Consider the following 24,997-nt stretch of genomic DNA (forward strand, 5'->3'; position numbering starts at 1 on the left):
CCGCCTCCGGCGGACGCAGGCCGGTCCGCCGCTCGTTATTACGAATGATTCGCAACAACGCATGGTACGCGGCGGCGCCGTCGAAACGATCACCGGCTCCGGCGCGGGCGGCGGGCCGGGCTCAGCCGGCCAGCCGGGCCTTCCAGATCTCCTCGCTCGGCCAGTCGCGGGCCCAGGCGGCGGAGACGTAGTCGTAGTCGCGGTCCGTGTCGGCCGGGGCCTGGATCTCGATCAGGTCCTCGACCGTGAAGCCGTGCGAGCGCAGCAGCCGCAGCATCTCGCCGTGCGGCAGGGTGAACTCGACGGAATCGCCGTAGTCGAGCCGGTGCAGTCCGAACTGCGGGCGCCGCAGCGCTGCGGACGCCGCCCCTTCGGACGGCACGCAGAGCGCGAACAGCGGCGAGTGGCGGAGGAACACCAGGCGGCCGCCGGGTGCAAGCAGCCGCGCCGCTTCGGCGATCCACACCCGGGGGTCGCACCACAGGGAGGCGCCGAACTCGCTGATCACCAGGTCGAAGCTCCCGTCGGCGAACGGGGTGCGCTCGGCGCTGGCGAGCACGAGCGGGAAGCGGACGCCGAACTCCTCCTGCATCGCGCGGGCGGTGGCGAGCTGCCGCGCGGAGATGTCGAGCCCGACGGGGCGCGCCCCCGCCCGCGCCAGCCACGAGGAGACGTAACCGGTGCCGCAGCCGAGCTCGATCGCGTCCATTCCGGCGATGTCGGCAGGAATCATCGAGAGCCGCGACTCCGGCACGGCCCAGTGGCCCCAGCGCGGCTCGGCGGACCACTGGTCCCGCGCGAGCGGGCCGAAGACCGCGGCCATCTCCTCGTCCCAGTAGCGGCGGTTCACCCCGACATGGTCGGTGGCCCCTGCATCGACGCTCATGCCCCAAGTGGAACCGGGCGGTGCCCGGTGGGGCAAGCGGTTTTCCCGCGCCGCCCGGGCGCGCGGGCCGGGGCCGTCCGGGAGGCCCGGGTCCCGGACGGCCCCAGCGGGTCAGCCGGCCGGCAGCAGGGACACCGGCCAGCAGCCGGTGCCCTCGATGGAGTCGCGGACGGGGACGGGACCCGGCCCGATGTCACCGCAGTAGAAGTGGCGGTCGGCCACCGAGACGATGCCGGGTCCGGTGCCCTCGCCCTCGCAGCGGTAGGCGATGAGCTTGCCCGTGCCTTCGTCGTAGGAGAGCAGGCCGGCGCAGTCGTAGCGGGCGTCGGCGTGGGCGGGCGCTCCGGCGCCCGCCGCCAGTCCCGCCGCGACGGCGGCCGCCGCCACCGCCCGTGCCCAGGTCCTCGTCCTCATGCTCGCGGAGTCCTCCTCGTCGCCGGACCGCGCCCGGGCGCCCGGTGCGCTCCGGCCCGCGGTCCAGCGCGCTCGTTCCCCGCCCCGGCGGCGGCTCACCGCGCCAGGCCCTTTCTTGGGCCGGGCTTGGCCGGCCGTTGACCGTCAGGGGTCGGCGCGCAACGCCGACGGGCCCCGGGGGCGATCACCCCCGGGGCCCGCCGACCGCCGCGCCGGCACGGCAGCGCGCTTCGTTGGGGACGAAGAGGCCGCGGGTTCAGGTCCCGCCACCCCGACGGACCCGGTTCACTCCCCGGGCGTCACCGCACCAGGTACGCGTCGGTGATCGTCTGCGACACCGTGTTGCCCTCGGCGTCGGCGGCCGAGGCGCGCAGCGAGACGGCGCCCGCCGCGCCCGGGTTGGCCACCGTGACCAGCCAGTGCCCGCCCGAGCGGGTGACCGGCAGCTCCGTCCAGGTCCGGCCGCCGTCCGAGGACGCCGCCACGGTCAGCCCGGTGGCGTCCACGGCGCCCTCGGGGCCGGTGACGTACACGTGGACCGGGGTGGAGGTGCCCCGCGCCGCCCGGTTGCGCTCGTCCAGCCCGGTCGGGACGAACTGCACGCTCGGCGTGGCCACGTAGTTCGACGGGTCGCCGATCTGGTGCGGCCAGGTCGCCGAGTCGAAGCCCCACTCCACCTGGACGCGGGGCGAGATGTCGCCGGGTGCGGCCAGTTGCCGGGTGGCGTCGACGGTGACGACGTAGCGGGCCTCGGCGGACGGCACCTCCAACCAGCCCAGCTCTTCGACCGAGCCGTTGTAGATGGTCTGCCCGTCGCGGGTGACCCGGGCGGTGCCCGAGCTCAGCGTGGTGATGGCCTCGCCCCAGCCGGGGCCGGCGAACAGGCTCCAGTCGGCGAAGACGCCCAGTTCGTCATCTGCGCGCTGCACCACGCCGTCGCGCGTGGACGGGCCGAGCACCGCCGCGTTGAGCTCCCAGCGCGCCGGACCCGGCGCGGCGAAGGAGACGGGGGGCGACCCGTAGGCGTCGTACAGGTAGGTGTCCTCGTCCTCCAGGTAGCCGTAGTTGTAGTACGCCTCCCAGGCGCCGGGGGTCAGGTTGAACCGCATGGTGCTCGGCGCGGCCGCGATCCAGTCCGGCAGGTGCAGCGCGAAGCGCTCGTCGGGGGCGGTGGGGAACACGGTCAGCTCGGCCGTGTCGGCCGCGGCTCCCTGGCTGCGCATGGTCGCGTCCACCCGGGCCAGCGAGGCCGCGCGCAGGTCCAGGCTCGGATCGGCGGGCAGGCCGTCCTCGTGCACCGCGTAGGCCGAGCTCAGCGTGGTGATCGGCTCTCCGGTGCCCTCCTGGTCGCTGGTGGTGCCGCCGTAGAAGGTGTGGAAGCCCGGCGCGTCCATGCCGGTCATCGAGACGGTGTAGCCGGTCCAGTTCTCGATGTAGGTGTCGCCGAAGTCCATCGCGACGTGCTGGGTGACGGGGGTCGCCGGTGCGTCCTGGACCAGTTCGACGGGTTCGGCGGTCCGGGCGTCCAGGGTGACGGTGACCGGCTGGTCCACCACGGTGAGCCGCTGGCCGACCAGCGCCAGCGGGTACTCGCCGTCCGCGGTGGGCTCGCCCTCGATCTCGGCCACCACGTAGTACTCGCCGGTGGTCAGCGGCTCGGTGGTCCGGCCCTGGCCGTCGGTGAGCAGGAACAGGCTGCCCGGCTCCTCGCCGGGGATGTACACGTTGACGCTGGCCCACGGCACCGGCCGGCCGTCCGCCCCGACGACGCGGAACTCGATGTCGGCGACGGCGGGCTCTGCGTGCACCGCGACGGGGACCGACACGGTGCCGCCCGGGTGGGTGGCGGTGAACCGGGCCGCGTAGTCGCCCGGCCGGGTGCCGGCCGGCGCGGTGGCGCGGAAGGTGGCGGTGGCGGTGCCGTTCGCCGGCACGGTCAGGGTGGGGGCGGCGGCCGAGAACATGCCCGCGGCCGTGGCGTCCGCGACTCCCAGGGTGAGCGTGACGGGCTGCGCCGAGGAGTTGGTGTAGGCCACCTCGAAGCTCTCGGTCTCCCCGTCGCCGTGCGGCCAGACGAGGGAGCCCGTCAGCCCGGCCGTGTCCGGGGTGACGGTGGCGCCGATGGCGGCGGACACGTCCACCCGCCCCGCGCCCTGCTGGTACACGCCGAGCTCGGGGTTGGGCCGGGCGGTGCTGGTCAGCGCGGTGCGCAGCCGCGCGCCGTCCCAGTCGGGGTTGCGCTGGGCGAGCAGCGCGGCGGCTCCGGCCGCGTGCGGCGCGGCCATCGAGGTGCCCGAGATGACCAGGTGGTCGGGGCCGCCCTCGGGCACCTGGGGCAGCGCGCCCTCGGCCCTGGCTCCGAGGATGTCCACGCCGGGCGCGGTGATCTCCGGCTTGACGGCGCCGCCGTCGATCCGGGGGCCCCGGCTCGACCAGGGGGCCAGTGCCTCGTCCCCGTCCACCGCGCCGACGGCGAGCGCCGCGTCCGCGCTGCTGGGGGAGGAGATGGTGCGGGCGCCGCTCTCACCCGAGTTGCCCGCGGCGATCACGAACAGCGCGCCGGTGCGCTCGCTGAGGTCGTTCACGGCCGCTTCGAGCGGGTCCTCACCGGGGAAGTCCTCGCCGCCGAGGCTCATGTTGACGATGTCGGCCCGGTCGGCGGCCCACTCCATGCCGGCCAGGATGTCGGACTCGTAGCCGCCGCCGGTGTCGTCGAGGACCTTGCCGGAGATGAGCGTCGCGCCGGGCGCCACCCCGGGGTGCCCGACGCTGCTCGCGCCGGTGCCGGCGATGATCGAGGCGACGTGCGTGCCGTGCCCGTAGCGGTCCTCGGGCGAGCCGGTGAAGGCGAAGTCCTCCATCTGGCCGATCTGCCCGGCCAGGTCGGGGTGGTCGGAGTCGACGCCGGAGTCCAGTACCGCGACCGTGACGCCCTCGCCGTCGAATCCGGCCTCCCAGGCGTCGGGCGCGCCGATCTGCGGCACGCTCTCGTCCAGCAGCGCCTCGCGGCGGCCGTCGAGCCAGATCCGCTCCGCGCCGGAGCCCAGTGTCCGCGCCGACGCCGACTCGGTGAGGCCGGCCCAGAAGCGCGCCGCGTCGCCCTTGTCGACCGAGGCGGTGGTGATGCCGGCGGTGGGCAGCACGTCCGCCCCGCTCAGCGCGGCGAACTCCGGTGCCTCATCGGCCGTGCTGTTTCGCACCAGCAGCGGCACGTCGTCGCGGCCCGCGTCGTCGTAGCCCCACTCCTGCAGCCGGGTGAGGTCGAACAGCCGCTCGTCCAGCCGCCCCGACGCGATCAGCCCGGCGGCGTCGGCCGGCACCACCCGCAGGTGGCCGTCGGCGCCGATCCGGCTGGAGTACGCGATGTCCTCGCGGCCGGGGCCGCCCTCGAAGCGGACCCGGGGCCGCTCGGCCGGGCCGCTCACCGTCACCCGGTCGCCGGTCACCAGCGTCACCGCGTAGCCGCCGTCGCCGTCCGGCGCCGGGCGGTCCGCCGCCGTGGCGGCGCCCGCCGGCGCCGCGGCGACCACCGCCGCGGCCGGCAGCGCGGTCACCACCGCGGCCAGTCCGCCGAGCAGCCGCCATCTACGTCTGCGCATTCCCACTCCTGTCCACTCCCGTCACGTGTCCGGCGGCCCGCGCCGTGCGCGTTCGTCACGCCGTGTACCGCCGCTGTTTCGAACATGTGAACGGTCTCGCGCGACGCAGCGGAGTGGAATGGCCGCTTGGAGTCGCTATCCGGCCACCCGGGAAGTCCGGCCGCCGGGTATCCGCGCGAGCGGCCCCGACGCGCCGGCAAACCTTTCCGGGCGCCGCGGCCCGGCCAGGAGCGGCCACGGCGGCGGGCCGGCGGCGCGGACACCCGCCAGGTGGCGGGAGGCGCCGCCGGATCGGGTAGGAATGGTCCGTGACGAGCCCTGGACCGGTGCCGCCGCGGGCGGACCCTGCGCGCATGGTGGGGATCCCGGCCGGTGAGATCCTGCTGCGGGACGAGGGCTCGCGGACGAGCTGGCGGGCCGAGGTCGGCGCCTTCCGGCTGGCGGCGCATCCGGTGACCCGCGAGCTGTACGCGGCGGTCGCCGGCGCGGCGCCCGGGGAGCCGGGGGGCGCGCGGGCGCCGGTGACGGACGTGTCGTGGCGGGACGCGGTGCGCTTCTGCGATCTGCTCTCGCGGGCGGAAGGGCTCCGGCCGTGCTACTCGATGGGCGACGACCCCGACGCCCTGGACGTGGTCCGCGATCCGGAGGCCGACGGCTACCGGCTGCCCACCGAGGCGGAGTGGGAGTACGCCTGCCGGGCCGGGAGTACGGGCGTCCGCTACGGGGGGCTCGACGACATCGCCTGGTACCGCGCGAACTCCGGCGGCCGGGTGCGCGAGGTCGCGACCAGGGAGCCCAACGCGTGGGGCCTGCACGACATGATCGGCAACGTCTGGGAGTGGTGCTGGGACGTGTACGACCCCCGGGTCTACGGCCCGTACCGCGTCTTCCGCGGCGGCGGCTGGAACGACCTGCCGCGCGCCTGCCGCGCGTCGTGCCGCCGCAAGAGCCACCCGGCCCTGCGCACCGACGACCTCGGCTTCCGCCTGGCCCGCTCGGGGGCGTGAGGGTTCCCGCGGCGGTCCACGGCGCCGGGAGGGCGCCGTGGACCGGTCGGCGGGTCAGATCGTGATGGTGGTGCCGTCGAACTTGGTCAGGCTGAGCGGGGCGCGCTCGTTGAACAGGCGCTTCTGGTCGCGCAGCAGCCGGATGGCGATCGCCTCACCGAGCGGGAAGGCGTGCACGTAGGAGCTGCGCCAGTGCACGCTGGCGGTGTTGCGGCCGTTGCCGATGTTGCCGGCCAGCTTGTTCAGCTCGCCGCCGATGGTCAGCTGTCCGGCGTCGGAGCCGGTGTAGGGCACCAGCGCGGTCCCGTCGGCGTTGGGCACCACCGGGTCGGGCAGCGGCGTGCTCTCGTTGAACCACGCCTTGAGGATGGTCACGCCGGCCGCGGCGGCGGCCGAGTGGCCGCTGACGTAGTCGGGGCTCATCGGCGAGCCCTCCGGGTACATCTGCGGCAGCAGGTAGGAGCCGTAGCGCGAGCGCACCCGGTCCAGCACCGGCGCGTTGAGCAGTTCGTCGCTGAGCAGCCCGTCGTAGCGGCCCGGGGCGCGGTTGAGCTGGATCTCGACGCGGGCGGCGGCCATCTCCGGGCGCAGCCGGCGGTGCACCCACCACTGCTGGTACAGGTTGCCCTTGCGGACGATCTTGTCGACCTCGCCCAGCAGCGCGAGCACGTGCGGCTGGCCGTAGGTGGAGTAGCCGGCCTGGTTGCGCGAGCCCAGGTACGGGTTGGCCGGGTCGAGCAGCTGCGCGGCGGGCAGGCCGCTGCCGAACAGGATGAGAGCCGCGTTCAGGTACGGCGTGTAGGTGACGTCGAAGTGGGTGAAGTGGCCGAGGTCGCGGGCCGTCCGGATGTAGCGCCGGTTCTGGAAGTCGCGCTCGGTGCTGCGGGGCGCGCCGTTCTGCACGGCCAGCCACTCGTTCCAGTCGGTCATGTACTCGCGGGGCTCGATGGTGTCGAGCCGCTGGCTGATGTACTGCGGGCCGTACGGCACGTCCTTGAACAGGAACTGCGAGATGTACGGGCCGCGCAGGTCACCGGGGGTGTAGGCCCGGAACAGGGTGGCGGGGGTGATCCGGCCGTTCTGGCGCGGGCCGGTGAATCCCGACATCGCGCTCAGTTCGTCGCAGGCCGTCGCGACCTCGGCACTGCCGCCGTACTGCGCGAAGGGCACGTCGCGCAGCAGCGCCATCCAGTAGTCCTCGACCATCTCCCCGGCGAACTCCGCGCTGTCGAGCCGGGGCGCGGGCGGCACGGCGAAGGAGTGCGAGTCCGGGCCCTGGAGGTCGAAGGCGTGGATGACCTGCGGGTTGAGCAGGCCGCGGTTGGGCTGCACCCCGGTCGGGATCGCGTTGTAGTCGGCCTGGCTCCCGGTGCTCATCGCCCGGATGAACTGCTCGTAGGCGGCGACGCTGACCTCGCCGTAGGCGTTGTGCGGCAGGCCCTTGTGGTAGGAGGCGACGTAGCCGGGGATCGTCTGCTCGCCGTTGGGCCGCTGCGCCGGGTACGGGTCGGCGTAGGCGCGGTCGGCCGAGGCCAGCCGCAGCCTGTAGCCCTCCTGGCGGCGCGCGTACTCGCGGCCCGGGTTCACCCCGGTGGTGGTGGAGGAGGAGGCCGCGGCCGTGCCGGGGGAGGCGCCGATGGCGGTCGCCAGGCCGGCGCCGGCGGTCACGCCGGCCATGCCCAGGAAGTTCCGCCTGTTGACGTTGGAGTCGTGCTCGTCTCGCACTGCTCTCACTCTCTACGCGGTGTTCCGTGCTGCAGGGGGCTGGACGCCGGGAGATGGGCTCCGCGGCGCCAGGGACGGGTTCGCTCCGCCGGGCGGGGGCGGCGGGTGAATGGCGGGAGGGCGTCGCGGGGACCGGCCGTCGCCTTCGGCGACGGCCCGCGGGTGTCCGCGCGCACACCTGTGAGCCTGCCTGAGGGCACGCACGGTGAACAGGACCGGTTGGGGTGCCCGTTCGGTGCGGTGCGGCGAGGAACGGCAGGTCAGAAGTGGATCTTGAAGCCTCGCGGCTCCGTTCGGCCCCGCCGGCCGCCGCGCGGCCATGACCGTGCGTGCACGAAGCGCCGGCCCCGCCCCGGTGGCGGGGCGGACGCGGCCGTCGGGGGCGGAGGTCAGCCGCCCAGATGGGCGGAGAAGGCCTCCTGGACCTCGGCGGGGGCGTGGGCCAGTGCCGCGCGGTCGGGCTCGGCCGCGGTGACGCGGGGGAGGTGGACGATGGCGTCGAAGGCCGCGATGGCGTCCGCCTCGGCGTAGTAGCCGCCGTGGCGCTGCTCGCCGGCGGCCCGGACGGCCGCGGTGTCGGCCGGCGCCAGCCGCCTGAGGTCGGTGGCGAAGGCGCCGTCGTGGCTGGCGGCCATGAGCGCGTCGAGGCTGCCCGGCCGCGGCGCCGGCTGCTCGGTGAAGAGCTCGCCCGCGTGGAACCCGGGCCCGGTGTTGAGGGTCCGCCCGGTGCCCGAGGTGACGCCGATGACCCGGTAGTCCCCGCCCAGCCGCTCGGCGAGCCGCAGGCCCGCCGAGGCGAAGGCGGGCATGCCGGGAACGGCGCTGTACCAGCGCTGGACGTGGCCGTTGTGGGCGGCGAGGACGATGCGGTCCTCGCGGCCCAGGATCCACTCGACCGTGTCCGCGATCGCCGCCTCGCGCAGGTTCGTACCGGCCTGCGGCTCGCCGCCCGACAGCGCCCGGACGAGCGTGTCGATGGCGGCGGCGTGCCGCAGCGAGCGCAGAGCGCGCTCGTAGTCCTCGGCGGAGGTGCGCCGGCGGTAGTCGGGACCCAGGGCGGTCATCCGCGCGGTGAGGCGGGCCAGGCCCGCGGTGAGCGCGTCCTTGGCCTCGGGCGCCAGGCGCCCGTAGCCGGCGAGGGCCGCTCCGGCCGAGAAGGCGGACGGCACCGCGAAGGAGGCCGCCGCCGCGCGGATCGCGGGGTCGGGCCCGAAGCCGGGGTCCGCCGCCGCCAGGTAGCCGAGCGCCGCGTCCAGACTCGGCAGCAGGGAGACGTTCGAGCCGCCGAGGTCGATGCCGTAGAAGCCGACCGGGCTCGCGGCGGTGCGGTTGCGGCCCCGCATCCACTCCAGGTGGTCACCCATCTGGGTCCACAGGCCCATCAGGGAGGTCACACCCCGGGCCAGGACCTCGCCGAGCCGGTCGGGCGCGGAGCCGGCGCCGCGGACCCAGGCGTCGGCCGTCCAGCCCTCGGTGAAGCCGGTCTCCATCGCGTAGGCGCCGAAGCCGTGCCGCTCCACCAGGTAGCGCAGCAGGCGGTGGCGGAGCCGGTAGGTCTCGGCGTTGTAGTGCGCGCTCTCGCCGATCGCCACCACCCGCGCGTCGCCGGCCACGGCGTCGAGCCACCCGAGGTCGTCCAGCGGCGCGGCCGGGTCCAGGGTGGCCAGCGGGATCACCGCCGCGCCGCTCAGGCGGTCCGGCGCGGCTGGGGCGGGCCCCGCCGGTCGGGGACGGCCCTCGGGCCGGGGCTCGGACATCAGCGGCTCCTTCGCTGCCGGCGCGGCGCCGCCCTCTCCGGGCCCCGGCGCGGCGCTCGATTGTGCATTCCCAAGTTTGGTAACGGTAGCAGATGTGGGATCGTGGCGGGGTGGACGCCCTCGACCTGCTCCTGCACCCCGTCCGGCTGCGTATCGTCAACGCCATGTGGGGCGGGCACGCGCGCACCACGTCCGAGCTCTGCGCCCGCCTGGCCGACGTCCCCAAGACCACCGTCTACCGCCACGTCGGCCTGCTGGCCGGGGCGGGCCTGCTGGAGGTCGCCGACGAGCGGCGCGTCCACGGCGCCGTGGAGCGCCGCTTCCGGCTGAACCGCGAGCGCGCGGCCGTCGACCCCGACGCGGGCGCCGCCATGTCGCTGGACGACCACCGCCACGGCTTCGCCGCCGCCGTGGCCGCCCTGCTCGCCGAGTTCAACGCTTACCTCGACCGCGAGGGCGCCGACCCGGCCGCGGACCTCGTCTCCTACAAGCAGTTCCCGCTCTGGCTGGACGACGCCGAGCGCGCCGCGCTCATCGAGCAGATCAAAGCCCTCGTCCGCCCCCTGCTCGCCAAGCCCCCCACCCCCGGACGCAGCCCCGTCCTGCTGAGCACCATCCTCTTTCCGACCGAAGCCCCGCCGGCGCCCGACGACGGCGAACCGTCCGACCCGAGGGCCGACCGGTGGACCGGGGACTGACCTGTTGCGGCTTCGCCGCCTGCCTGGATCTCGTCTCCCGCCGCCTGCCGCCGGGTTCAGGTGCCGTTCCCGACCCCGAGTGCCCGGTGCCGCCGGCGGCCGCGGGGACGCTCAGCCGCCCGCCGGTTCCTCTTGGCGGACTGCGGCCGCGACGAGTTCCGGGCGCAGGGCCAGGTCGATGGCGCGGTGCAGTGCGGCGCGGATCCGCTCGGGGTCGTCGCCCTGCTCGACGCTGACGATCGCGGCGGCGTTGAGGGCGCCGAGCAGGGCGCCCACCAGGGCGGCCGCGTCGACGCGGCGGACCGACTCCGGCGCCGCCCGGTGCAGTGCCTCGATCAGTTCGCCCTGCGTGCGCATCAGCCGCTGCACCAGCCGGGCCTGGACCGACGGCGTGGTCGCCAGCAGCCGCACCCGCAGCTCCGCGAGGCCGCTCGGCAGGTCCGACCGCCAGGTCTCCTCGGCGATCAGCCGCCCGGCGCGGCCGAGGACCTCGGCCACGGTCTGACCGGGCTCCCACTCCGCGATCGCCCGCAGGCCCGCGTCCAGGCGCGCCTGCGCGGTACCGATGACGACGTCCTCCTTGGTGGGGAAGTGCAGGTAGAACGTCCGCTCTGACACGTCGGCCGCGTCCGCGATCTCGGTCACCAGGGTCTGCTCGAAACCCTTCCGCTCGAAGAGCCGCATCGCCGCGTTCACCAGTGCCTGGTGGGTCCGCTGCTTTTTGCGTTCGCGCCGTCCCGTCTCGACCATGCCGCCAGCCTACAGCCGCTGCAATGAGGACGCCGCCTTAAAAGTGCAGTGGCACGATTGATGCAGTGACTGTAGTGTTGTGGCCGCCGGAGTGGACGGAAACGGCAAGGGAGAGACATGAGGGACATCGCGGGGGCGACGCTCTTCGTCACCGGAGGCGCCCAGGGGATCGGGCTCGGCATCGCCCGCGCCTTCGCCAGGGCGGGGGCCCGGATCGCGCTGGCCGACATCGACCGCGAGCGGCTGGCCGAAGCCGAACGCGAGCTGTCCGCCCTGACGGACGAGCTGGCCGGCTTCGAACTCGACGTGTGCGACCGCGACGCCTTCGCCCGGGTCGCGGACGCCGCCGAGGAGCGGCTGGGGCCGGTCTCCGTGCTGTGCAGCAACGCCGGAGTCGGCAGCGCCCTGCCCCCGTCCGCGCTGAGCTACCGCGTTTGGGACCACGTGCTGGGCACCAACCTCGGCGGCGCGGTCAACGGCCTGCAGACCTTCCTGCCCCGCATGCTCGACCGCGGCGGACCGGCCCATATCGTGAACGTCGCATCGGGAGCCGGGCTGGTCGCCAGCGACAAGGTCCCCTACGTCACGGCCAAGTCCGCCGTCGTGGGGCTGTCGGAGTCGCTGCGCCGGCACGCCGAGCCGGCCGCGTGCGGCATCGGGGTGACCGTGGTCTGCCCCGGCTTCGTCCGCACCGGGATCATGGCCAACAGTCTGCGGCGCGAGCCGGGCGCCGCGGGCCCGCGCGACGCCGCGGGCGAGGCCCGCGACCGGATCTTCGAGCGCTACGGGCTCCCGCCCGACCTGGTCGGCGAGCAGGTCCTGCACGCGGTACGCGAGGACCTGCCCTACGTGCACACCGATCGCATGCTGGCCGGGGCGATCCAGGAGCGCACCCGGGCGCTGCTGGACGCGATGCCGCCGGAGACCGAGCGCGACCGGCGGATCGCCGCGGCCCTGGACCGCGAGATCATGCCCCTGGTCGGCGGCCGGTCCGCACCCCGTCCCGACGGGGAGGACGCCGGACGGGGGGAGCGGTGAGGATCCTGGTCTCCGGGGCCGGCATCGCGGGCCCCGTGCTCGCCTACTGGCTCGACCGGTACGGCTTCCGCCCCACCGTGGTCGAGCGGATGGGCCTGCTCGGCCTCGTCCGTGCCAGGAGCACCGGCACGGAGCGGATGACCCTGCTGCGGGACGGCGCCCGGCCGGTCCACATCGAGGTGGACCGCGTGCTCGGCGTGGCCGCCGACCGGCAGGTCGAGATCCTGCGCGACGAGCTGAGCGAGATCTGCCACGACGCCGCCCGGGACCGCGTCGAGTACCTCTTCGGCGACTCGATCGCCTCCGTCGACGACCGCGGGCCCGAGCTCGCGGTCACCTTCGAGCGGGGCGCCCCGCGCGCCTTCGACCTGGTCATCGGAGCCGACGGCCTGCACTCCCGGGTCCGCCGGCTGGTCTTCGGCGACGAGCGGCGCTTCGCCCACTACATCGGTGGCTACACCTCGGTGCTGACCGTCCCGGGCGGACTGGCCGTCCCCGGCCGGATGACCACGGTGGCCGCCCCCGGCCGGATCGCGGCCGTGTACCGGCCGCGGCACCTGGACGAGGCCCGCGCGGTGCTGATGTTCCGCAGCCCCCGCCGGCTCGACTACCACCGCCGCGACACCGGACGGCAGAAGGAGCTGCTGCGCGAGCACTTCGCCGGCATCGGCGCCGGGGTCCCGCGCCTGCTCGCCGAACTGGACCGCACCCCCGCCTTCTACTTCGACGAGATCACCCAGCTGCGCATGGACGGCTGGTCGCGGGGCCGGGTCAGCCTGGTCGGCGACGCGGGCTACTGCCCGGGACCGGCGGTGGGCGCCAGCACCAGCATGGCCGTGGTCGGCGCCTATGTGCTGGCCGGCGAGCTGGCCGCGGCCGGCGGCGACCACACCGCCGCCTTCGGCGCCTACGAGCGCGCGATGGCCGACTACGTGCGGCGCGGCCGCGCCTTCGCCGTGCGCATGGTGGAGCAGGTCATCCCCGGCAGCCCCGCACGGGTGTGGGCGGGGGCCCAGGCCATGCGGCTGCTCGGCCTGCTGCCCGCCGCACGCGCCCTCACCCGGCGGGGCAACGGCATGGACGTCCACGACGACGTCGCCGTGCCGAGCTACCCGGGCTGAGCCCGCGCCCCGGGTCGAGGGGGGCGCGGCCGGTGCGGCCCGCCGGCGCGGGCGGGCCGGCGGGCCGCACGGCGGGTGGGGCGCAGAGGCGGGGGCGCGGTGGTCAGCTCAGGCCGAAGAAGGCGATGGCCATCGCGGCCATGCCGCTGGTGGGCAGGTCGTGGCCGCCGCCCTGGATGCTGACGCCCTCGACGGGGGCGGTGGTGCCGGTGCCGCCGTAGCGGGTGCGGGTCCAGCCCGAGCGCGGGCTGTCGGTGTAGGCCGGGGTCTGGCCGACGCCCAGGACGTTGGTCCACTGCTTGATCTGCTCGTTGAAGTTCGGGTAGCGCAGCGTGGAGTCGTTGGTGCCGTGCCAGACCTGCATGCGGGGGCGCGGGCCGGTGTAGCCGGGGTAGGAGCCGCGGACCAGGTCGCCCCACTGCTGCGGGGTGCGCACGACCTGCCCGTTGGCGCACTCGCTGTTCCACGTGCTCGGGGGAGTGGTGGCGAAGCAGCCGAAGGGGACGCCCATGAAGGCGGCGCCGGCCCGGAACACGTCGGGGTAGTTGCCGAGCAGGACGTTGGTCATCATGGCGCCGGAGGACGCGCCGGTGACGAAGGTGCGGTTCGGGTCGGCGTTGTAGGCGCGCCGGACGTGCTCGACCATCGACCTGATGCCGACCGGGTCGCTGCCGCCGTCGCGCCGCAGCGCCTGCTGGGTGTAGACGTCGAAGCAGTTCCCGCTGCGGGTGGCCGAGGGGTAGACCACGATGTAGCCGTAGCGGTCGGCGAGGGTGGCGAACTCCCGCCCCGAGCCGTTGTAGAAGGCCGGGCCGGAGCCGGTGCAGTAGTGCACGGCCACCACGACCGCGGGGCGCGGGGCCACGTTGTCCGGCACGTAGACGTGCATGCGCAGCCCGCTCGGGTTGCTGCCGAAGTTCGTCACCTCGGTCAGCGTCGCCGTCGGCGCGGGACTCGCCGCCGCGGGCGCGGGCGCGACGAGCGCGGCCGCGAGCAGGGCGGCGCCCCCCAGCCGGGCGAGGGCCCGCCAGCTGTTCCTCATGCGATCTCCTCAGGGTCGCGGTACGGAAATATTTCGGATTATGTTCCGGAATATTTCAGAAGGCAACCGTTGATGCACGGAGAGTTGAGTCGCCGAAGACCGAGTTGTTGACCTGGAGGTTCATGATCGGAATCGCTGGGCCGAGCACGGGTGCTCCGCCGGAACTCGCGGTCTCGTGCGCTCCGGTCGCATGAGGGCAGGCCATGGACACGTCGATCGCGGGCCGTCGATCGAGAAATCTACCGAAAACTATCCGGAATAAATCAAGGTGTGCGGATCCGATCCGCCGGGTCCGCGGCGCCAGGTCCGCGCTAGGCTGCCGCGCATGCGGGATCTCGACGAGGACGCGCGCCCCCTGCGCGGCGCGGTGCGGCAGGCCTACGACCTCACCGAGGCGGCGGCGCTGGAGTACTCCCCGGACCTGGACGGCCTGGCCGACCCCGGTGAGATCGTGTGGGCCTGGGTGCCCTACGAGGAGGACGCCGGCCGGGGCAAGGACCGGCCGCTGCTGGTCGTCGGCCGGCACGGCCGCCGGCTGCTGGGCATGATGCTGTCCAGCCGCGAACCCGACCCCGCCTACCTGGACGACTGGCTCGAACTGGGCTCGGGAGTCTGGGACCGCGAGGCGCGCCCGTCCTACCTGCGGCTGGACCGGGTCTTCGAGCTCGACGAGGACGACATCCGCCGCGAGGGCGCGGTGCTGGACGGTGCCAGGTTCGCCCGCACCGCCGCCGTACTGCACCGCCGCCTCGGCTGGCCGTTCGCCTAGCGGCACGACGCGCCGAGAAGAATTCGCGATACGGGTACGCCGGATTCACCTCGGGGATCTAGGTTCCCGCCATGACTCTCACCCGTAGGAACGCCGTCGGCCTCGCGGCCGCCGGCACGGTCGCCGGGGTGCTCGCGGGCACGCTGCCGGCGTCGGCGGACCGCCGCGAGCGCGAGCAGGCGCTCATCATCGCCCACCGGGGCGCCTCGGCGCACCGCCCGGAGCACACGATCCTCGCGTACGAGGCCGCCATCGCCTTCGGCGCCGACTACATCGAGCCCGACCTGGTCTCCACCAGGGACCACGTCCTGGTCGCCCGGCATGAGAACGAGATCGGCGGCACCACCGACGTCGCCGACCACCCCGAGTTCGCGGACCGCCGGACCACCAAGACCATCGACGGCCGGGCGATCACCGGCTGGTTCACCGAGGACTTCACCCTCGCCGAGCTGCGCACCCTGCGCGCCACGGAGCGCGTGCCCGACCTGCGCCCCGACAACACCGCCTTCGACGGCCTCGCGGTGGTCCCGACCTTCGACGAGGTCGTGCGGCTGGCCAAGGAGAACGGTGTGGGCGTCTACCCCGAGACCAAGCACCCCACGTACTTCGACTCCATCGGCCTGTCGCTGGAGGAGCCGCTGCTGGACACGCTCCGCCGCCACGACTGGACGCACCGCAACGACCCCGTCGTCATCCAGTCCTTCGAGACGGCCAACCTGCGCCGGCTGCGCCCGCGCACCCGGGTGCGGCTGGCCCAGCTGATCGACGCCACCGGCCGCCCCTACGACTGGACGGAGGCCGGCGACCCCCGCAGCTACGACACGATGGTCACCCCGGCCGGCCTGCGCGAGGTCGCCTCCTACGCCGACGGCGTCGGCGTGCACACCCGGCGGATCGTGCCGCAGGACGCCCAGGGGCGGGTGCTGCCGCCGACCACCCTGGTCCGCGACGCCCACCGCCGCGACCTGGAGGTGCACGTCTGGACGGTCCGCAACGAGAACTCCCAGCTCCCGGTGGACTACCGGCTGGGCGACCCGGCCAGCCCCGTGTACCAGCGGGCGATGGGCGACGTCGCCGGCTGGCTCGGCCGGCTGCTCGACCTGGGCGTCGACGGCGCGTTCTGCGACGACCCCTCGCTCGGCCGGGCCGTGGCGGCCGCCCGCGCGAGGTCCTGAGACCCGGCGGCCGGGGACGGGCGGGCACGCGGCACGGCCCGGCCCGCCCGTCCCCGGCCGCTTCCATGGCGGGAGCGGCGCTCCCCCTCTTGTTAGCGATGATTTCGACCTGATGGTAGCACTGGTAGCAAATCAGTGCTACCATCATTTTTGTTAACGATGGAATCGCCCAAGGGGAGAACCCTGATGGATACACGCACCCTCGGCGCCACCGGCCCGGCCGTGTCCGCGCTCGGCCTCGGCCTGATGGGCATGTCGGACTTCTACGGCCCCGCCGACGAGAAGGAGTCCGTCGCCACGATCCACGCCGCCCTGGAGGCCGGCGTCACCCTGCTGGACACCGGCGACTTCTACGGCATGGGCCACAACGAGATGCTGCTCCGCGACGCCCTGCGCGGCGCCGACCGCGACCGCGCGGTGATCAGCGTCAAGTTCGGCGCGCTGCGCGGGCCCGACATGGGCTGGAACGGCTTCGACGCACGCCCCGCGGCGGTGAAGAACTTCGTCACCTACAGCCTGCGGCGGCTCGGCACCGACCACATCGACATCTACCGGCCGTCCCGGCTCGACCCCCAGGTGCCGATCGAGGACACCGTCGGCGCGCTGGCCGAGCTGGTGCAGGGCGGGTACATCCGCCACATCGGCCTGTCCGAGGTCGGCGCGCAGACGCTGCGCCGGGCCCAGGCAGTGCACCCGATCTCCGACCTGCAGATCGAGTACTCGCTGCTGTCCAGGGGGATCGAGGCCGAGGTGCTGCCGACCGCGCGGGAGCTCGGCATCGGCATCACCGCCTACGCGGTGCTGTCGCGCGGGCTGCTGAGCGGGCACTGGGCACCCGAGCGCGAGCTCACCGCAGGCGACTTCCGCGCCGGCAACCCGCGGTTCCAGGAGGGGAACCTGGAGCGCAACCTGGCGCTCGTGGAGGCGCTGCGCGGTGTCGCCGAGGCGAAGGGCGCGACCGTCGCGCAGGTCGCCATCGCCTGGGTCTCCCAGCGCGGCGAGGACATCGTGCCGCTCGTCGGCGCGCGCACGCGCACCCGGCTGACCGAGGCCCTGGGCTCGGCCGAGGTCTACCTCGCCGAGGACGACCTGGCCGCGATCGAGGCGGCCGTGCCGCCCGGCGCCGCCGCGGGCCTGCGCTACGCGGCACCGCAGTTCGCGCAGCTCGACAGCGAGCGCTGACCGCGCCGCACCCGGACGGCGCCGCCGCCCGCTCCCCGGAGGGCGGCGGCGCCCGGGCGGCGGAGCCGCCGCCCGGGCGCCAGGTACCACGAGGAGGCCAGGTGGAGACAGTGGTCCGACAAGCCGTTATCAAGCCCCTGTTATCGTCGTGACCATGGCGGCGAGCAACCGGGACCGGATCATCGAGGCCGCGGCCGCGCTGCTGGCCGAAGGCGGGCGCGACGCGGTGTCCACCCGTGCCGTCAGCGCCGCGGCGGGGGTGCAGGCACCGGCGATCTACCGCGCCTTCGGCGACAAGCAGGGACTGCTGGACGCCGTGGCCGACCACGGCTTCGTGAGCTACCTGCGCGGCAAGCAGAGCAACCCGGTGACCGACGACCCGGTCGCCGACCTGCGGCGGGGCTGGGACCTGCACGTCGGCTTCGGCCTGGCGCACCCGGCGCTGTACAGCCTCATCTACGGCGATCCGCGCATCGGCGAGTCGCCGGCCGCCCGCCAGGGCTCGGAGATCCTGGCCGGAATGATCCACCGCATCGCCGAGGCCGGCCGGCTGCGGGTGACCGAGGAACGCGCGATGGTCATGGTGCAAGCCGCGGGCCGCGGGATGACGCTGACCCTCATCTCCCTGCCCGAGGACCAGCGCGACCCGTCCCTGTCGGAGGCCGCCCGCGAGGCCGTCATCGCGGCGATCACCACCGACGCCCCGCCGGAGGAGCCGCGCGGCGGGGCGCCGGTCGCCGCGGTGGCGCTGCGCGCGGTGCTGCCGCGGACCACCGTGCTCACCGCGGCGGAGCGCGCCCTGCTGGCCGAGTGGCTGGACCGCATCGCCACCGCGGGCGAGGTACCGGCGGCAGGCTGAGAAAGCCGACGCACCCGGCGGCGGCCGCGAGGCCGCCGGGTGCGTCCCGTCGTCTCGGGCCCATAAGAACTTCCAGTTGCAGCGACTGGGCCGTGGTCGAGCCGGTCGACGCCGGCCACCGCCCGGTCCCGCCGGGAGAGCGCTCGCACACCGTGCTGATCAGCAACCTCGCCAACCGCGTGCAGCCCATCCTCCGCTACGACCTGGGCGACAGCGTGGTGCTGCGCCCCGACCCGTGCCCGTGCGGCAGCCCGCTGCCCGCCGCCCGGGTGCAGGGACGCACCGCGGACCTGCTCGGCTTCCCCACCCGCGGCGGCGGGCGGACCGCCATGTCGCCGCTGCTGGTCGCCATCCTGCTGGACCACGCGCCAGGTGTCGACCAGGTCCAGATCGTGCAGACCGCGCCCGACGTGCTGCGGGTGCGGCTGCGGCCCGCGCGGGACGCCGATCGCGAGGAGGTGTGGCGCAGGCTGCGCGAGGAGCCGGCGGGGCTGCTCGCCGAGCACCGGGTCGACGGCGTCGCGATCGAGCGCGTCGAGGAGCCGCCGGAGCGCTCGCCCGGCGGGAAGTTCCGCAGGATCGTCCCGCTCGCCGCGGCCGGAGGCTAGCGGCGCGCCGCGGTGACCGCCACCGCGGTGTAGCGCATGGTGAAGGCGCCGCCCAGCGCGTCGATGGCGGCGCCGAGGCCGCTGCGCAGCTCGGCCAGGGCGCCGGGCCCGAGCCGGCCGATGCCGCCGGCGGTCTCCAGCCCGTCCAGCCACTCGTCCCGGGTGTAGGGCCGCTCCCACTCGAAGCGCCACTGCTCGGGCTCGCCGAAGGCGGCCGTCCCCCGCAGCCCGTCGGCCGCCGTGCCGAACACCGGCGCGTAGGCGTCCAGGACGGGGCGCTCCCACAGTTCGGCCGCGGGGCCGAGCGACAGGCGGCGGTGGACGGCCGCGAAGGCCGCCGCCAGGTCCGGCGGGGGCTGGAAGACGTTCCAGAACAGCGCCGCCCGGCCGCCGGGGCGCAGCACCTCGGCCGCCTTGGCCGCGCCGGCGCCGGGGTCGATCCAGTGCCAGGTCTGGCCGGAGACGAGCGCGTCGAAGCTCCGGCCCGCCGGGTCCCACTCCTCGAAGCGGGCGATCTCGACCTCCAGGCCGCGGCGGCGGGCGAGCGCGGCCATGCGCGCGTCGGCGTCGACGCCCAGCACCCGGCAGCCGGCGGCCTGGAAGGCGCGGGCGGAGATGCCGGTGCCGCAGCCGACGTCGAGGAGTTCGGGGCCGGGGGAGGCGGCGGCGATCCGCCGCACCAGCTCTGCGGGGTAGCCGGGCCGGGCCCGGTCGTAGCGTTCGGCGTCGGCGCCGAAGGACTCCGCGACCTGGCGGTGGCGGTGCGGCCCGCCCTCGACGGGCCGGGAGGGCTGGGCGGAGTGAGTGGGCATGTGCCCACTTTAGTGGGCGGGCGCCCACTATGGCAATCTGGCGGAACCGGTGAGGGAGTGGAGGCGCACACGTGCCGACAGGGGTCGCCATCCGCGACGTGCGCGAGCAGTTGTTCGACGCCGCCGAGCGCATCCTGCTCAGGGACGGGCCCGACGCGCTGACCAGCCGGGCGGTCACCGCGGAGGCCGGCTTCGCCAAGGGCGTGCTGCACCGGCACTTCGACGACTTCGACGCCTTCCTCGCCGAGTTCGTGCTCGACCGCGCGCACCGCTTCCCGCCCCGGGCCGCCGCCCTGCGCGGCGCCGCCGGGAGCGGAACCGTCGCCGGCAACCTGGCCGAGGCGCTGACGGCGCTGTTCGAGTCGGCCGCCGTGGCGATCGTCGCCCTCATCACCTTCCGGGACGGGCTGCGGGCGCGGCTGCGCCGCAGCTATCCGGTCGGTGTCCCGGTCCTGACCGAGGCCGTGGGCGTGATCGCCGACTATCTCGCCGCCGAGCGGGCGCTGGGTCGCCTCGCCGCCGACGCCGATGTCGACGTCCTCGCCCCCACGCTGGTCGGCGGCGCGCACCTGCTGTTCGCCGACCGGACCGGTGCCCCGCCCGAGCCCGACGCCGTCCACCGGATGGTGGCCGCCGTCGTCGGCGCCGCCCGCCGCTGACGGCGGCGGGCCGCCGCGCGGCTGCGCGGCGATTCCGCCCGCGATCCGGCCGCTGTGCGGCGGACAAGCCCTGGACCTGGTCATATACTGCTTGCCATATACCCCATGGGGGTATATGTTCACCGGCATGGACGAGAAGACGCACACTCACGGCGGGCACGGCACCGACGGACACGGCGGGCACGGCGACCATGTCGCCGGCTTCCGGCGGCTGTTCTGGATCATGCTGGTGCTGGCGGTGCCCACCGTCGGGCTGAGCGGCATGTTCGCGTCGGTCCTGGGCTATGCCGTGCCCGGCCTGCCGGGCGTCGCCTGGGTGTCCCCGCTGCTGGGCACCGTCATGTACCTGTGGGGCGGCCGCCCCTTCCTGACCGGCGCCGTCGACGAGCTGCGGGCCCGCAGGCCGGGCATGATGCTGCTGATCGGGCTGGCCATCACCGTCGCCTTCATCGCCTCCTGGGGCGCGAGCCTCGGCCTGCTCCCGCACGACCTGGACTTCTGGTGGGAGCTGGCGCTGCTGATCGTGATCATGCTGCTGGGCCACTGGATCGAGATGCGCTCGCTGGCCCGTACCTCCTCGGCGCTGGAGTCGCTGGCCGCCCTGCTGCCCGACGAGGCGGAGCGGATCGAGGGCGGCGCCGTCGTCAGGGTGGCGCCCGCGGAGCTGGCCGTCGGCGACACGGTGATCGTCCGCCCGGGCGGCAGGATCCCGGCCGACGGCGAGGTCGCCGAGGGCACCGCCGACGTGGACGAGTCGATGATCACGGGGGAGTCGCGGCCGGTGCGCCGGGGCCCCGGCGAGCACGTGGTCGCCGGCACCGTCGCCACCGACACGGCGCTGCGGGTGCGCGTCACCGCGGTCGGCGACGACACCGCGCTGGCCGGGATCCAGCGGCTGGTCGCGGCGGCGCAGAGCTCCACCTCGCGCGCGCAGCGGCTCGCCGACCGGGCGGCGGCCTGGCTGTTCTGGTTCGCGCTCGGGGCCGCGGCCGTCACCCTGGCCGTGTGGTCCCTCGCCGGGAGCCCCGACGACGCGCTGATCCGCACGATCACCGTCCTGGTGATCGCCTGCCCCCACGCGCTCGGGCTGGCGATCCCGCTGGTCGTCTCCATCGCCACCGAGCGCGCCGCCCGGGGCGGGGTGCTGATCAAGGACCGGCTGGCGCTGGAGAGCATGCGCACCGCCGACACCGTGCTGTTCGACAAGACCGGCACCCTCACCAAGGGGCGGCCCGCGGTGACACGTATCGCCCCCGCCGCCGGGCGCGGCGAGGACGAGGTGCTGGCGCTCGCCGCCGCCGCCGAGGCCGACAGCGAGCACCCGCTCGCCGCGGCGATCGTCTCCGCCGCCCGCCACCGCGGGGTCGAGGTCCCTCAGGCGACGGAGTTCCGGGCGTCGACGGCCGTGGGCGTCTCGGCCACCGTGGGCGGCGCGCGGATCAGCGTGGGCGGCCCCGGCATGCTCGCCGCCCACGGCCTGTCCGGGCTGCCGGCCGCGGAGCCCTGGCGCGACGAGGGCGCGATCATCCTGCACGTGCTGGCCGACGGTCAGGTCATCGGGGCGCTCGGGCTCGCCGACGACGTCCGTGAGGAGTCGCGGGAGGCCGTCCGGGCGCTGCACGCCCTCGGCATCAGGGTCGTGATGATCACCGGTGACGCGCAGGCCGTGGCCGAGTCGGTCGCCGCCGAGCTGGACATCGACCAGGTCTTCGCGGGCGTCAGGCCGCAGGACAAGGGGGAGAAGGTCGCCGAGCTGCAGCGGCAGGGCCGCAAGGTCGTCATGGTCGGCGACGGCGTCAACGACGCCCCGGCGCTCGCGCAGGCGGACGTCGGCCTGGCCATCGGCGCCGGCACCGACGTGGCGATCGCCTCCGCCGGGGTGATCCTGGCGAGCGACGACCCCAGGTCCGTGCTCTCCGTCGTCGAGCTGTCCCGGGCCGGCTACCGGAAGATGAAGCAGAACCTGTGGTGGGCGGCCGGTTACAACCTGCTGTCGGTGCCGCTGGCCGCCGGCGTGCTCGCCCCCGTCGGCTTCGTCCTGCCGATGGCCGTGGGCGCGCTGCTGATGTCGGCGTCCACCGTCGTGGTCGCGCTCAACGCCCAGCTGCTGCGCCGGCTCGACCTGCGTCCCGAGACGAGCACCGAGGCGGTGCTCCGGCGGGCGGAGGCGCCCCGGGACCAGGTCGGCGGGTAGTGCCTCACGCCGCCGGACCGCCCGCCCCACCTCGCGCCGGGGAGGGGCGGGCGGTCCGGCGGCGCGGGAGCTAGGGGCGGCGGGCGCCCTGGAAGTTGCTCTGCCAGTAGTCGTTGAGCTCGACCACGCTCACATAGCTGCCGCTGCTGGGGGCGTGCACCATCTGGCCGTTGCCGACGTACATGCCCATGTGGCCGAGGTCGGGGTAGAAGAAGACGAGGTCGCCGGGCTGCATGGCGTCCCAGCTGACGGCCTGGCCGACCTCCCACTGGTCCCAGGTGGTGCGGGGGAGGTTCACACCGCCCTGGCGCCAGGCCATCATCGTCAGGCCCGAGCAGTCGAAGCCGTCCGGGCCGGTGCCGCCCCACACGTAGGGGTCGCCGACCTGGGCGTAGGCGTAATCGAGCGCCGCCCCCGCGCTGCCGCTCGCCGATCCGGTGTAGGCGGCGCCCGGACCGCTCTCACCGGAGCCGCCGGCCGGGGCGAGGTCGAACTCGGCCAGCAGCTCCTCCTGCTCGGCCAGGGACACCTCGACCTCCTCGGCGCGCTGCTCGCTCTCCTCGCGGGCGGCCTCGGCCTCCTCGACGGCCGCCTCGGCTTCGGCGCGCAGCTCCTCCAGCCGCTCCGTGACGGTGGTGTACTCCTCCAGTTCGGCCTGCCGGCCGGCCGACAGGTACTCCAGGACGGCGGCGTGGTCCACCACGTCCTGGGGGTCTCCCGAGCCGAGCACGGTGATCGGCGAACCGAGGTCACCGGACCGGTAGGCGGCGCCGGCCAGCCGGCCGATGCGCTCCCGCAGCTCTTCCTGGCGCTCCTCGTTTCCGGTGATCCGCTCCTCGACGTCCGCCAGTTCGGCCTCGGCCGCCTCCAGTTCCTCCTCGGCCTCGTTGAACTCCTGGACGAGGGTGCCGGACTCCTCGGCCAGCTCCTCGATCCGCTGCTCGACCTCGTCCCGGGTCGGCTCCGGTTCCGCGCCGGCGGTGCCGGCCGGCAGTGTCACCGCGCCGACGGCGGCCAGACCGATGCTCGCCGCGAGCCGGACTCTCCGAACAGGCATGGCGTACCACTCCTTACGTCCGCCGGACGGCGGCAGGGGACCTGGAGACGCCGTTCGCGACGGGGCGGGAGGTGGAAACGCCGCCGATTGGCGCGAACGGTACGGGCCTCGACAATTGGAGACCAATTGGAGCCCAACGCCAGAAGCTAGCGGATATCCGGAGCGCCATCAACCCGTGCCGACAATTCCGTGCGGTGGACGTGCGCGCGATCCTTTCCCGCTTCCGCGCCGATATGGCAGCGACTGACGAATTGCGGAACCGTGCCGCGGACCCGAAATCACGGCGGTGCGAGCGTCCCTTAGAATCGGTCGGGTGATGACGACGCGGCAGCCCGGCCTGCACCGCCGCGCGGTGCTGTTCGCGCGGGCCGCGCTGCTGCTGTGCCTGGTGGTCGGCACGATCGCGATGCACAGTTCGGGCCACAACGACCACCACCCCGTCGGCCACGCCCATTCCGCGGCGGCCCACGCCCACGCCCACCCGGCGGGCACCGTCGGCGATTCGGACCCGACTCCGTGCCCTAGTGAGTGCCACCACTCGAGCGGTCCGCTGGCCGGTGCGATGGTGATGTGCCTGGCCGTGGTCGCCCTGGCCGGGGTGGCCCTCGGCTTCGCCCTGCTCAGGCGCGCGCTCGCGCCGCTCGCCGCTCCGCCGCCCCCGCACCGACCGCGGGAGCGCGCCCGGCCCGTGCGGCCGCCCGGCGCTCCGTCGTTGGCCCAGTTGCAGGTTCTGCGGGTCTAGATCTCCCCGGGGCGAGCGGCCGCGGGTTCCGCCGCGCGCTTCCGCTCGCCCATCCGTACCGCCGTGGCGCATCTGGCCTCCGGGTCGGCCACTGCGTTGTCCGCGTGGCCGCCGGCTTATTGCGTCCTACGGTGCCGCCGCGTTCCTGAATCCGTATCGGGATGCGGACCGGCCCGATTCATGATGATGCACGGAGCGCCGTTTCGGCATGCCCGATCGCGAATCGGAATGGCCCGTGCGACGAGATGCGAGGGGAAATCGAGAATGCGTGGAATGAAGACGTTCGCACTCGCGGTCGCGCTGGCCGGTCTGGCCCTAGCCGGAGCGTGCGGTGGCGGCGGCGATCGGACCGGAGGGTCCGGGGCGGCGCCGGAGACGGCCACCGCGTCGCCCTCGTCCGGTGCGGTGGTGTTCAACGACGCCGACGTCGCCTTCGCCCAGGGGATGATCCCGCACCACCGCCAGGCGATCGAGATGGCCGCACTCGCCGAGCAGCAGGGCGGCGACGAGGTCCGCGAACTGGCCGCCCGCATCGAACAGGTCCAGGAGCCGGAGATCCGGACCCTCGCCGACCGGCTGCGGGAGTGGGGCGCCGACGTGCCCGCCGAGGCGTCTCCCGGTACCGGCGCCGACGGCATGGGCCATTCCGGGATGGACCACTCCGGCACCGGCGAGGGGATGGTGCCGGACGAGCGGATGGGCGAGCTTGCCGACGCGCACGGTGCGGACTTCGACCGGATGTTCCTGGAATCGATGGTCGAGCACCACGAGGGCGCGGTCGCGATGGCCGAGGCGGAGCTCGCCGGAGGCGTCCACCCGGAGACGCGGGAGCTGGCGCGTTCCGTCATCGGCACCCAGCGGGCTGAGATCGACCAGATGGTCCGGCTCCTCGGGCCGTGACGG

22 protein-coding genes and 1 tRNA gene are annotated in these 24,997 nt (G+C 74.6%); 14 read left to right on the top strand and 9 right to left on the bottom strand.

Annotated elements, in window-relative coordinates; genetic code table 11:
* Positions 1 to 121: 121 nt before the first annotated feature.
* Together CLV72_RS05120 and CLV72_RS05125 are read right to left on the bottom strand one after the other, a co-directional pair.
* Positions 122 to 886 (bottom strand): class I SAM-dependent methyltransferase, encoded by a 765-nt coding sequence (locus tag CLV72_RS05120; RefSeq protein WP_106239999.1) that lies wholly within the window; start codon positions 884 to 886, stop codon positions 122 to 124.
* Between the two features lie 111 nt (positions 887 to 997).
* A complete protein-coding gene (locus CLV72_RS05125; protein ID WP_146159339.1) occupies positions 998 to 1,300 on the bottom strand; it encodes a hypothetical protein in 303 nt (100 codons plus the stop codon).
* Positions 1,301 to 1,508: 208 nt separating this feature from the next.
* On the opposite strand from CLV72_RS05125, the gene CLV72_RS32055 reads away from it, so the two are divergent.
* Positions 1,509 to 1,568: transfer RNA gene (locus CLV72_RS32055), tRNA-Pro, on the top strand.
* Positions 1,569 to 1,599: 31 nt separating this feature from the next.
* Here CLV72_RS32055 and CLV72_RS05130 read toward each other — a convergent pair.
* Positions 1,600 to 4,899: a S8 family peptidase gene (locus CLV72_RS05130; RefSeq protein ID WP_106240007.1), complete on the bottom strand. Its 3,300-nt coding sequence runs from the start codon at positions 4,897 to 4,899 to the stop codon at positions 1,600 to 1,602.
* Between the two features lie 353 nt (positions 4,900 to 5,252).
* Here CLV72_RS05130 and CLV72_RS05135 point away from each other — a divergent pair, with 353 nt between their 5' ends.
* Positions 5,253 to 5,906: a formylglycine-generating enzyme family protein gene (locus CLV72_RS05135; protein WP_106240011.1), complete on the top strand. Its 654-nt coding sequence runs from the start codon at positions 5,253 to 5,255 to the stop codon at positions 5,904 to 5,906.
* Positions 5,907 to 5,960: 54 nt separating this feature from the next.
* On the opposite strand, the gene CLV72_RS05140 is transcribed toward CLV72_RS05135, so the two are convergent.
* On the bottom strand, positions 5,961 to 7,631 hold the full coding sequence (locus tag CLV72_RS05140) for a phosphatase PAP2 family protein (protein ID WP_211302700.1): 1,671 nt from the start codon (positions 7,629 to 7,631) through the stop codon (positions 5,961 to 5,963).
* A gap of 389 nt (positions 7,632 to 8,020) precedes the next feature.
* The gene (locus CLV72_RS05145) at positions 8,021 to 9,388 is read right to left on the bottom strand and encodes an erythromycin esterase family protein (RefSeq protein ID WP_106240015.1); all 1,368 of its coding nucleotides are present in this window, start codon (positions 9,386 to 9,388) and stop codon (positions 8,021 to 8,023) included.
* 92 nt (positions 9,389 to 9,480) lie between these two features.
* Here CLV72_RS05145 and CLV72_RS05150 point away from each other — a divergent pair, with 92 nt between their 5' ends.
* On the top strand, positions 9,481 to 10,086 hold the full coding sequence (locus tag CLV72_RS05150; RefSeq protein WP_211302701.1) for a helix-turn-helix domain-containing protein: 606 nt from the start codon (positions 9,481 to 9,483) through the stop codon (positions 10,084 to 10,086).
* Positions 10,087 to 10,197: 111 nt separating this feature from the next.
* On the opposite strand, the gene CLV72_RS05155 is transcribed toward CLV72_RS05150, so the two are convergent.
* Positions 10,198 to 10,836, bottom strand: a complete 639-nt coding sequence (locus CLV72_RS05155) for a TetR/AcrR family transcriptional regulator (RefSeq protein WP_106240020.1) — start codon at positions 10,834 to 10,836, stop codon at positions 10,198 to 10,200.
* A 117-nt stretch (positions 10,837 to 10,953) separates the two neighbouring features.
* Between CLV72_RS05155 and CLV72_RS05160 the strand changes: the two genes are divergently transcribed.
* Together CLV72_RS05160 and CLV72_RS05165 are read left to right on the top strand one after the other, a co-directional pair.
* The gene (locus CLV72_RS05160; RefSeq protein ID WP_106240025.1) at positions 10,954 to 11,874 is read left to right on the top strand and encodes an SDR family NAD(P)-dependent oxidoreductase; all 921 of its coding nucleotides are present in this window, start codon (positions 10,954 to 10,956) and stop codon (positions 11,872 to 11,874) included.
* Positions 11,871 to 12,995 carry a Rossmann-fold NAD(P)-binding domain-containing protein gene (locus CLV72_RS05165; RefSeq protein ID WP_106240028.1) on the top strand — a complete coding sequence of 375 codons (1,125 nt, stop codon included), beginning with the start codon at positions 11,871 to 11,873 and terminating at the stop codon, positions 12,993 to 12,995. Before CLV72_RS05160 ends, CLV72_RS05165 begins: the two co-directional genes overlap by 4 nt.
* A 103-nt stretch (positions 12,996 to 13,098) precedes the next feature.
* Here CLV72_RS05165 and CLV72_RS05170 read toward each other — a convergent pair whose 3' ends face one another.
* Complete coding sequence (locus tag CLV72_RS05170; RefSeq protein WP_106240031.1) at positions 13,099 to 14,037, bottom strand: extracellular catalytic domain type 1 short-chain-length polyhydroxyalkanoate depolymerase; 939 nt, start codon at positions 14,035 to 14,037, stop codon at positions 13,099 to 13,101.
* A gap of 325 nt (positions 14,038 to 14,362) precedes the next feature.
* Between CLV72_RS05170 and CLV72_RS05175 the strand changes: the two genes are divergently transcribed.
* The 5 genes from CLV72_RS05175 to CLV72_RS05195 all read left to right on the top strand — a co-directional run bounded on the left by CLV72_RS05175 (position 14,363) and on the right by CLV72_RS05195 (position 18,630).
* Positions 14,363 to 14,806 (top strand): type II toxin-antitoxin system PemK/MazF family toxin, encoded by a 444-nt coding sequence (locus tag CLV72_RS05175; protein ID WP_106240034.1) that lies wholly within the window; start codon positions 14,363 to 14,365, stop codon positions 14,804 to 14,806.
* A gap of 71 nt (positions 14,807 to 14,877) precedes the next feature.
* Entirely contained in the window at positions 14,878 to 15,981 is a 1,104-nt protein-coding gene (locus tag CLV72_RS05180) for a glycerophosphodiester phosphodiesterase family protein (RefSeq protein WP_106240037.1), read from the top strand.
* 186 nt (positions 15,982 to 16,167) lie between these two features.
* Positions 16,168 to 17,163, top strand: coding sequence for an aldo/keto reductase (locus CLV72_RS05185; RefSeq protein WP_106240041.1), 996 nt, complete (start codon positions 16,168 to 16,170; stop codon positions 17,161 to 17,163).
* 154 nt (positions 17,164 to 17,317) lie between these two features.
* Positions 17,318 to 18,022, top strand: a complete 705-nt coding sequence (locus tag CLV72_RS05190) for a TetR/AcrR family transcriptional regulator (protein ID WP_106241411.1) — start codon at positions 17,318 to 17,320, stop codon at positions 18,020 to 18,022.
* Positions 18,023 to 18,114: 92 nt separating this feature from the next.
* Positions 18,115 to 18,630, top strand: coding sequence for a phenylacetate--CoA ligase family protein (locus CLV72_RS05195; RefSeq protein ID WP_106240045.1), 516 nt, complete (start codon positions 18,115 to 18,117; stop codon positions 18,628 to 18,630).
* Here CLV72_RS05195 and CLV72_RS05200 read toward each other — a convergent pair.
* Positions 18,627 to 19,442, bottom strand: coding sequence for a class I SAM-dependent methyltransferase (locus tag CLV72_RS05200; RefSeq protein WP_106240049.1), 816 nt, complete (start codon positions 19,440 to 19,442; stop codon positions 18,627 to 18,629). The genes CLV72_RS05195 and CLV72_RS05200 overlap by 4 nt on opposite strands.
* A 71-nt stretch (positions 19,443 to 19,513) precedes the next feature.
* Here CLV72_RS05200 and CLV72_RS05205 point away from each other — a divergent pair, with 71 nt between their 5' ends.
* On the top strand, positions 19,514 to 20,101 hold the full coding sequence (locus tag CLV72_RS05205) for a TetR/AcrR family transcriptional regulator (RefSeq protein ID WP_106240053.1): 588 nt from the start codon (positions 19,514 to 19,516) through the stop codon (positions 20,099 to 20,101).
* Between the two features lie 127 nt (positions 20,102 to 20,228).
* Complete coding sequence (locus CLV72_RS05210) at positions 20,229 to 22,295, top strand: heavy metal translocating P-type ATPase (RefSeq protein WP_245929869.1); 2,067 nt, start codon at positions 20,229 to 20,231, stop codon at positions 22,293 to 22,295.
* 70 nt (positions 22,296 to 22,365) lie between these two features.
* Here CLV72_RS05210 and CLV72_RS05215 read toward each other — a convergent pair whose 3' ends face one another.
* Positions 22,366 to 23,352: a C40 family peptidase gene (locus CLV72_RS05215; protein WP_106240060.1), complete on the bottom strand. Its 987-nt coding sequence runs from the start codon at positions 23,350 to 23,352 to the stop codon at positions 22,366 to 22,368.
* Positions 23,353 to 23,668: 316 nt separating this feature from the next.
* On the opposite strand from CLV72_RS05215, the gene CLV72_RS05220 reads away from it, so the two are divergent.
* Both CLV72_RS05220 and CLV72_RS05225 read left to right on the top strand, forming a co-directional pair.
* The gene (locus tag CLV72_RS05220; protein WP_106240065.1) at positions 23,669 to 24,094 is read left to right on the top strand and encodes a DUF6153 family protein; all 426 of its coding nucleotides are present in this window, start codon (positions 23,669 to 23,671) and stop codon (positions 24,092 to 24,094) included.
* 273 nt (positions 24,095 to 24,367) lie between these two features.
* Complete coding sequence (locus CLV72_RS05225; protein WP_245929870.1) at positions 24,368 to 24,994, top strand: DUF305 domain-containing protein; 627 nt, start codon at positions 24,368 to 24,370, stop codon at positions 24,992 to 24,994.
* The last annotated feature ends 3 nt before the right edge of the window (positions 24,995 to 24,997 follow it).

Source organism: Allonocardiopsis opalescens (assembly GCF_003002095.1).
Lineage (GTDB): Bacteria > Actinomycetota > Actinomycetes > Streptosporangiales > Streptosporangiaceae > Allonocardiopsis > Allonocardiopsis opalescens.

Excerpts from the sequence above, each read along its gene's own strand:
- CLV72_RS05120 (WP_106239999.1), bottom strand. The coding sequence starts at position 886 with ATGAGCGTCGATGCAGGGGCCACCGACCATGTCGGGGTGAACCGCCGC.
- CLV72_RS05125 (WP_146159339.1), bottom strand. The coding sequence starts at position 1,300 with ATGAGGACGAGGACCTGGGCACGGGCGGTGGCGGCGGCCGCCGTCGCG.
- CLV72_RS05130 (WP_106240007.1), bottom strand. The coding sequence starts at position 4,899 with ATGCGCAGACGTAGATGGCGGCTGCTCGGCGGACTGGCCGCGGTGGTG.
- CLV72_RS05135 (WP_106240011.1), top strand. The coding sequence starts at position 5,253 with ATGGTGGGGATCCCGGCCGGTGAGATCCTGCTGCGGGACGAGGGCTCG.
- CLV72_RS05145 (WP_106240015.1), bottom strand. The coding sequence starts at position 9,388 with ATGTCCGAGCCCCGGCCCGAGGGCCGTCCCCGACCGGCGGGGCCCGCC.
- CLV72_RS05150 (WP_211302701.1), top strand. The coding sequence starts at position 9,481 with ATGTGGGATCGTGGCGGGGTGGACGCCCTCGACCTGCTCCTGCACCCC.
- CLV72_RS05155 (WP_106240020.1), bottom strand. The coding sequence starts at position 10,836 with ATGGTCGAGACGGGACGGCGCGAACGCAAAAAGCAGCGGACCCACCAG.
- CLV72_RS05160 (WP_106240025.1), top strand. The coding sequence starts at position 10,954 with ATGAGGGACATCGCGGGGGCGACGCTCTTCGTCACCGGAGGCGCCCAG.
- CLV72_RS05170 (WP_106240031.1), bottom strand. The coding sequence starts at position 14,037 with ATGAGGAACAGCTGGCGGGCCCTCGCCCGGCTGGGGGGCGCCGCCCTG.
- CLV72_RS05175 (WP_106240034.1), top strand. The coding sequence starts at position 14,363 with ATGCGGGATCTCGACGAGGACGCGCGCCCCCTGCGCGGCGCGGTGCGG.
- CLV72_RS05180 (WP_106240037.1), top strand. The coding sequence starts at position 14,878 with ATGACTCTCACCCGTAGGAACGCCGTCGGCCTCGCGGCCGCCGGCACG.
- CLV72_RS05185 (WP_106240041.1), top strand. The coding sequence starts at position 16,168 with ATGGATACACGCACCCTCGGCGCCACCGGCCCGGCCGTGTCCGCGCTC.
- CLV72_RS05190 (WP_106241411.1), top strand. The coding sequence starts at position 17,318 with ATGGCGGCGAGCAACCGGGACCGGATCATCGAGGCCGCGGCCGCGCTG.
- CLV72_RS05200 (WP_106240049.1), bottom strand. The coding sequence starts at position 19,442 with ATGCCCACTCACTCCGCCCAGCCCTCCCGGCCCGTCGAGGGCGGGCCG.
- CLV72_RS05210 (WP_245929869.1), top strand. The coding sequence starts at position 20,229 with ATGGACGAGAAGACGCACACTCACGGCGGGCACGGCACCGACGGACAC.
- CLV72_RS05215 (WP_106240060.1), bottom strand. The coding sequence starts at position 23,352 with ATGCCTGTTCGGAGAGTCCGGCTCGCGGCGAGCATCGGTCTGGCCGCC.
- CLV72_RS05220 (WP_106240065.1), top strand. The coding sequence starts at position 23,669 with ATGACGACGCGGCAGCCCGGCCTGCACCGCCGCGCGGTGCTGTTCGCG.
- CLV72_RS05225 (WP_245929870.1), top strand. The coding sequence starts at position 24,368 with ATGAAGACGTTCGCACTCGCGGTCGCGCTGGCCGGTCTGGCCCTAGCC.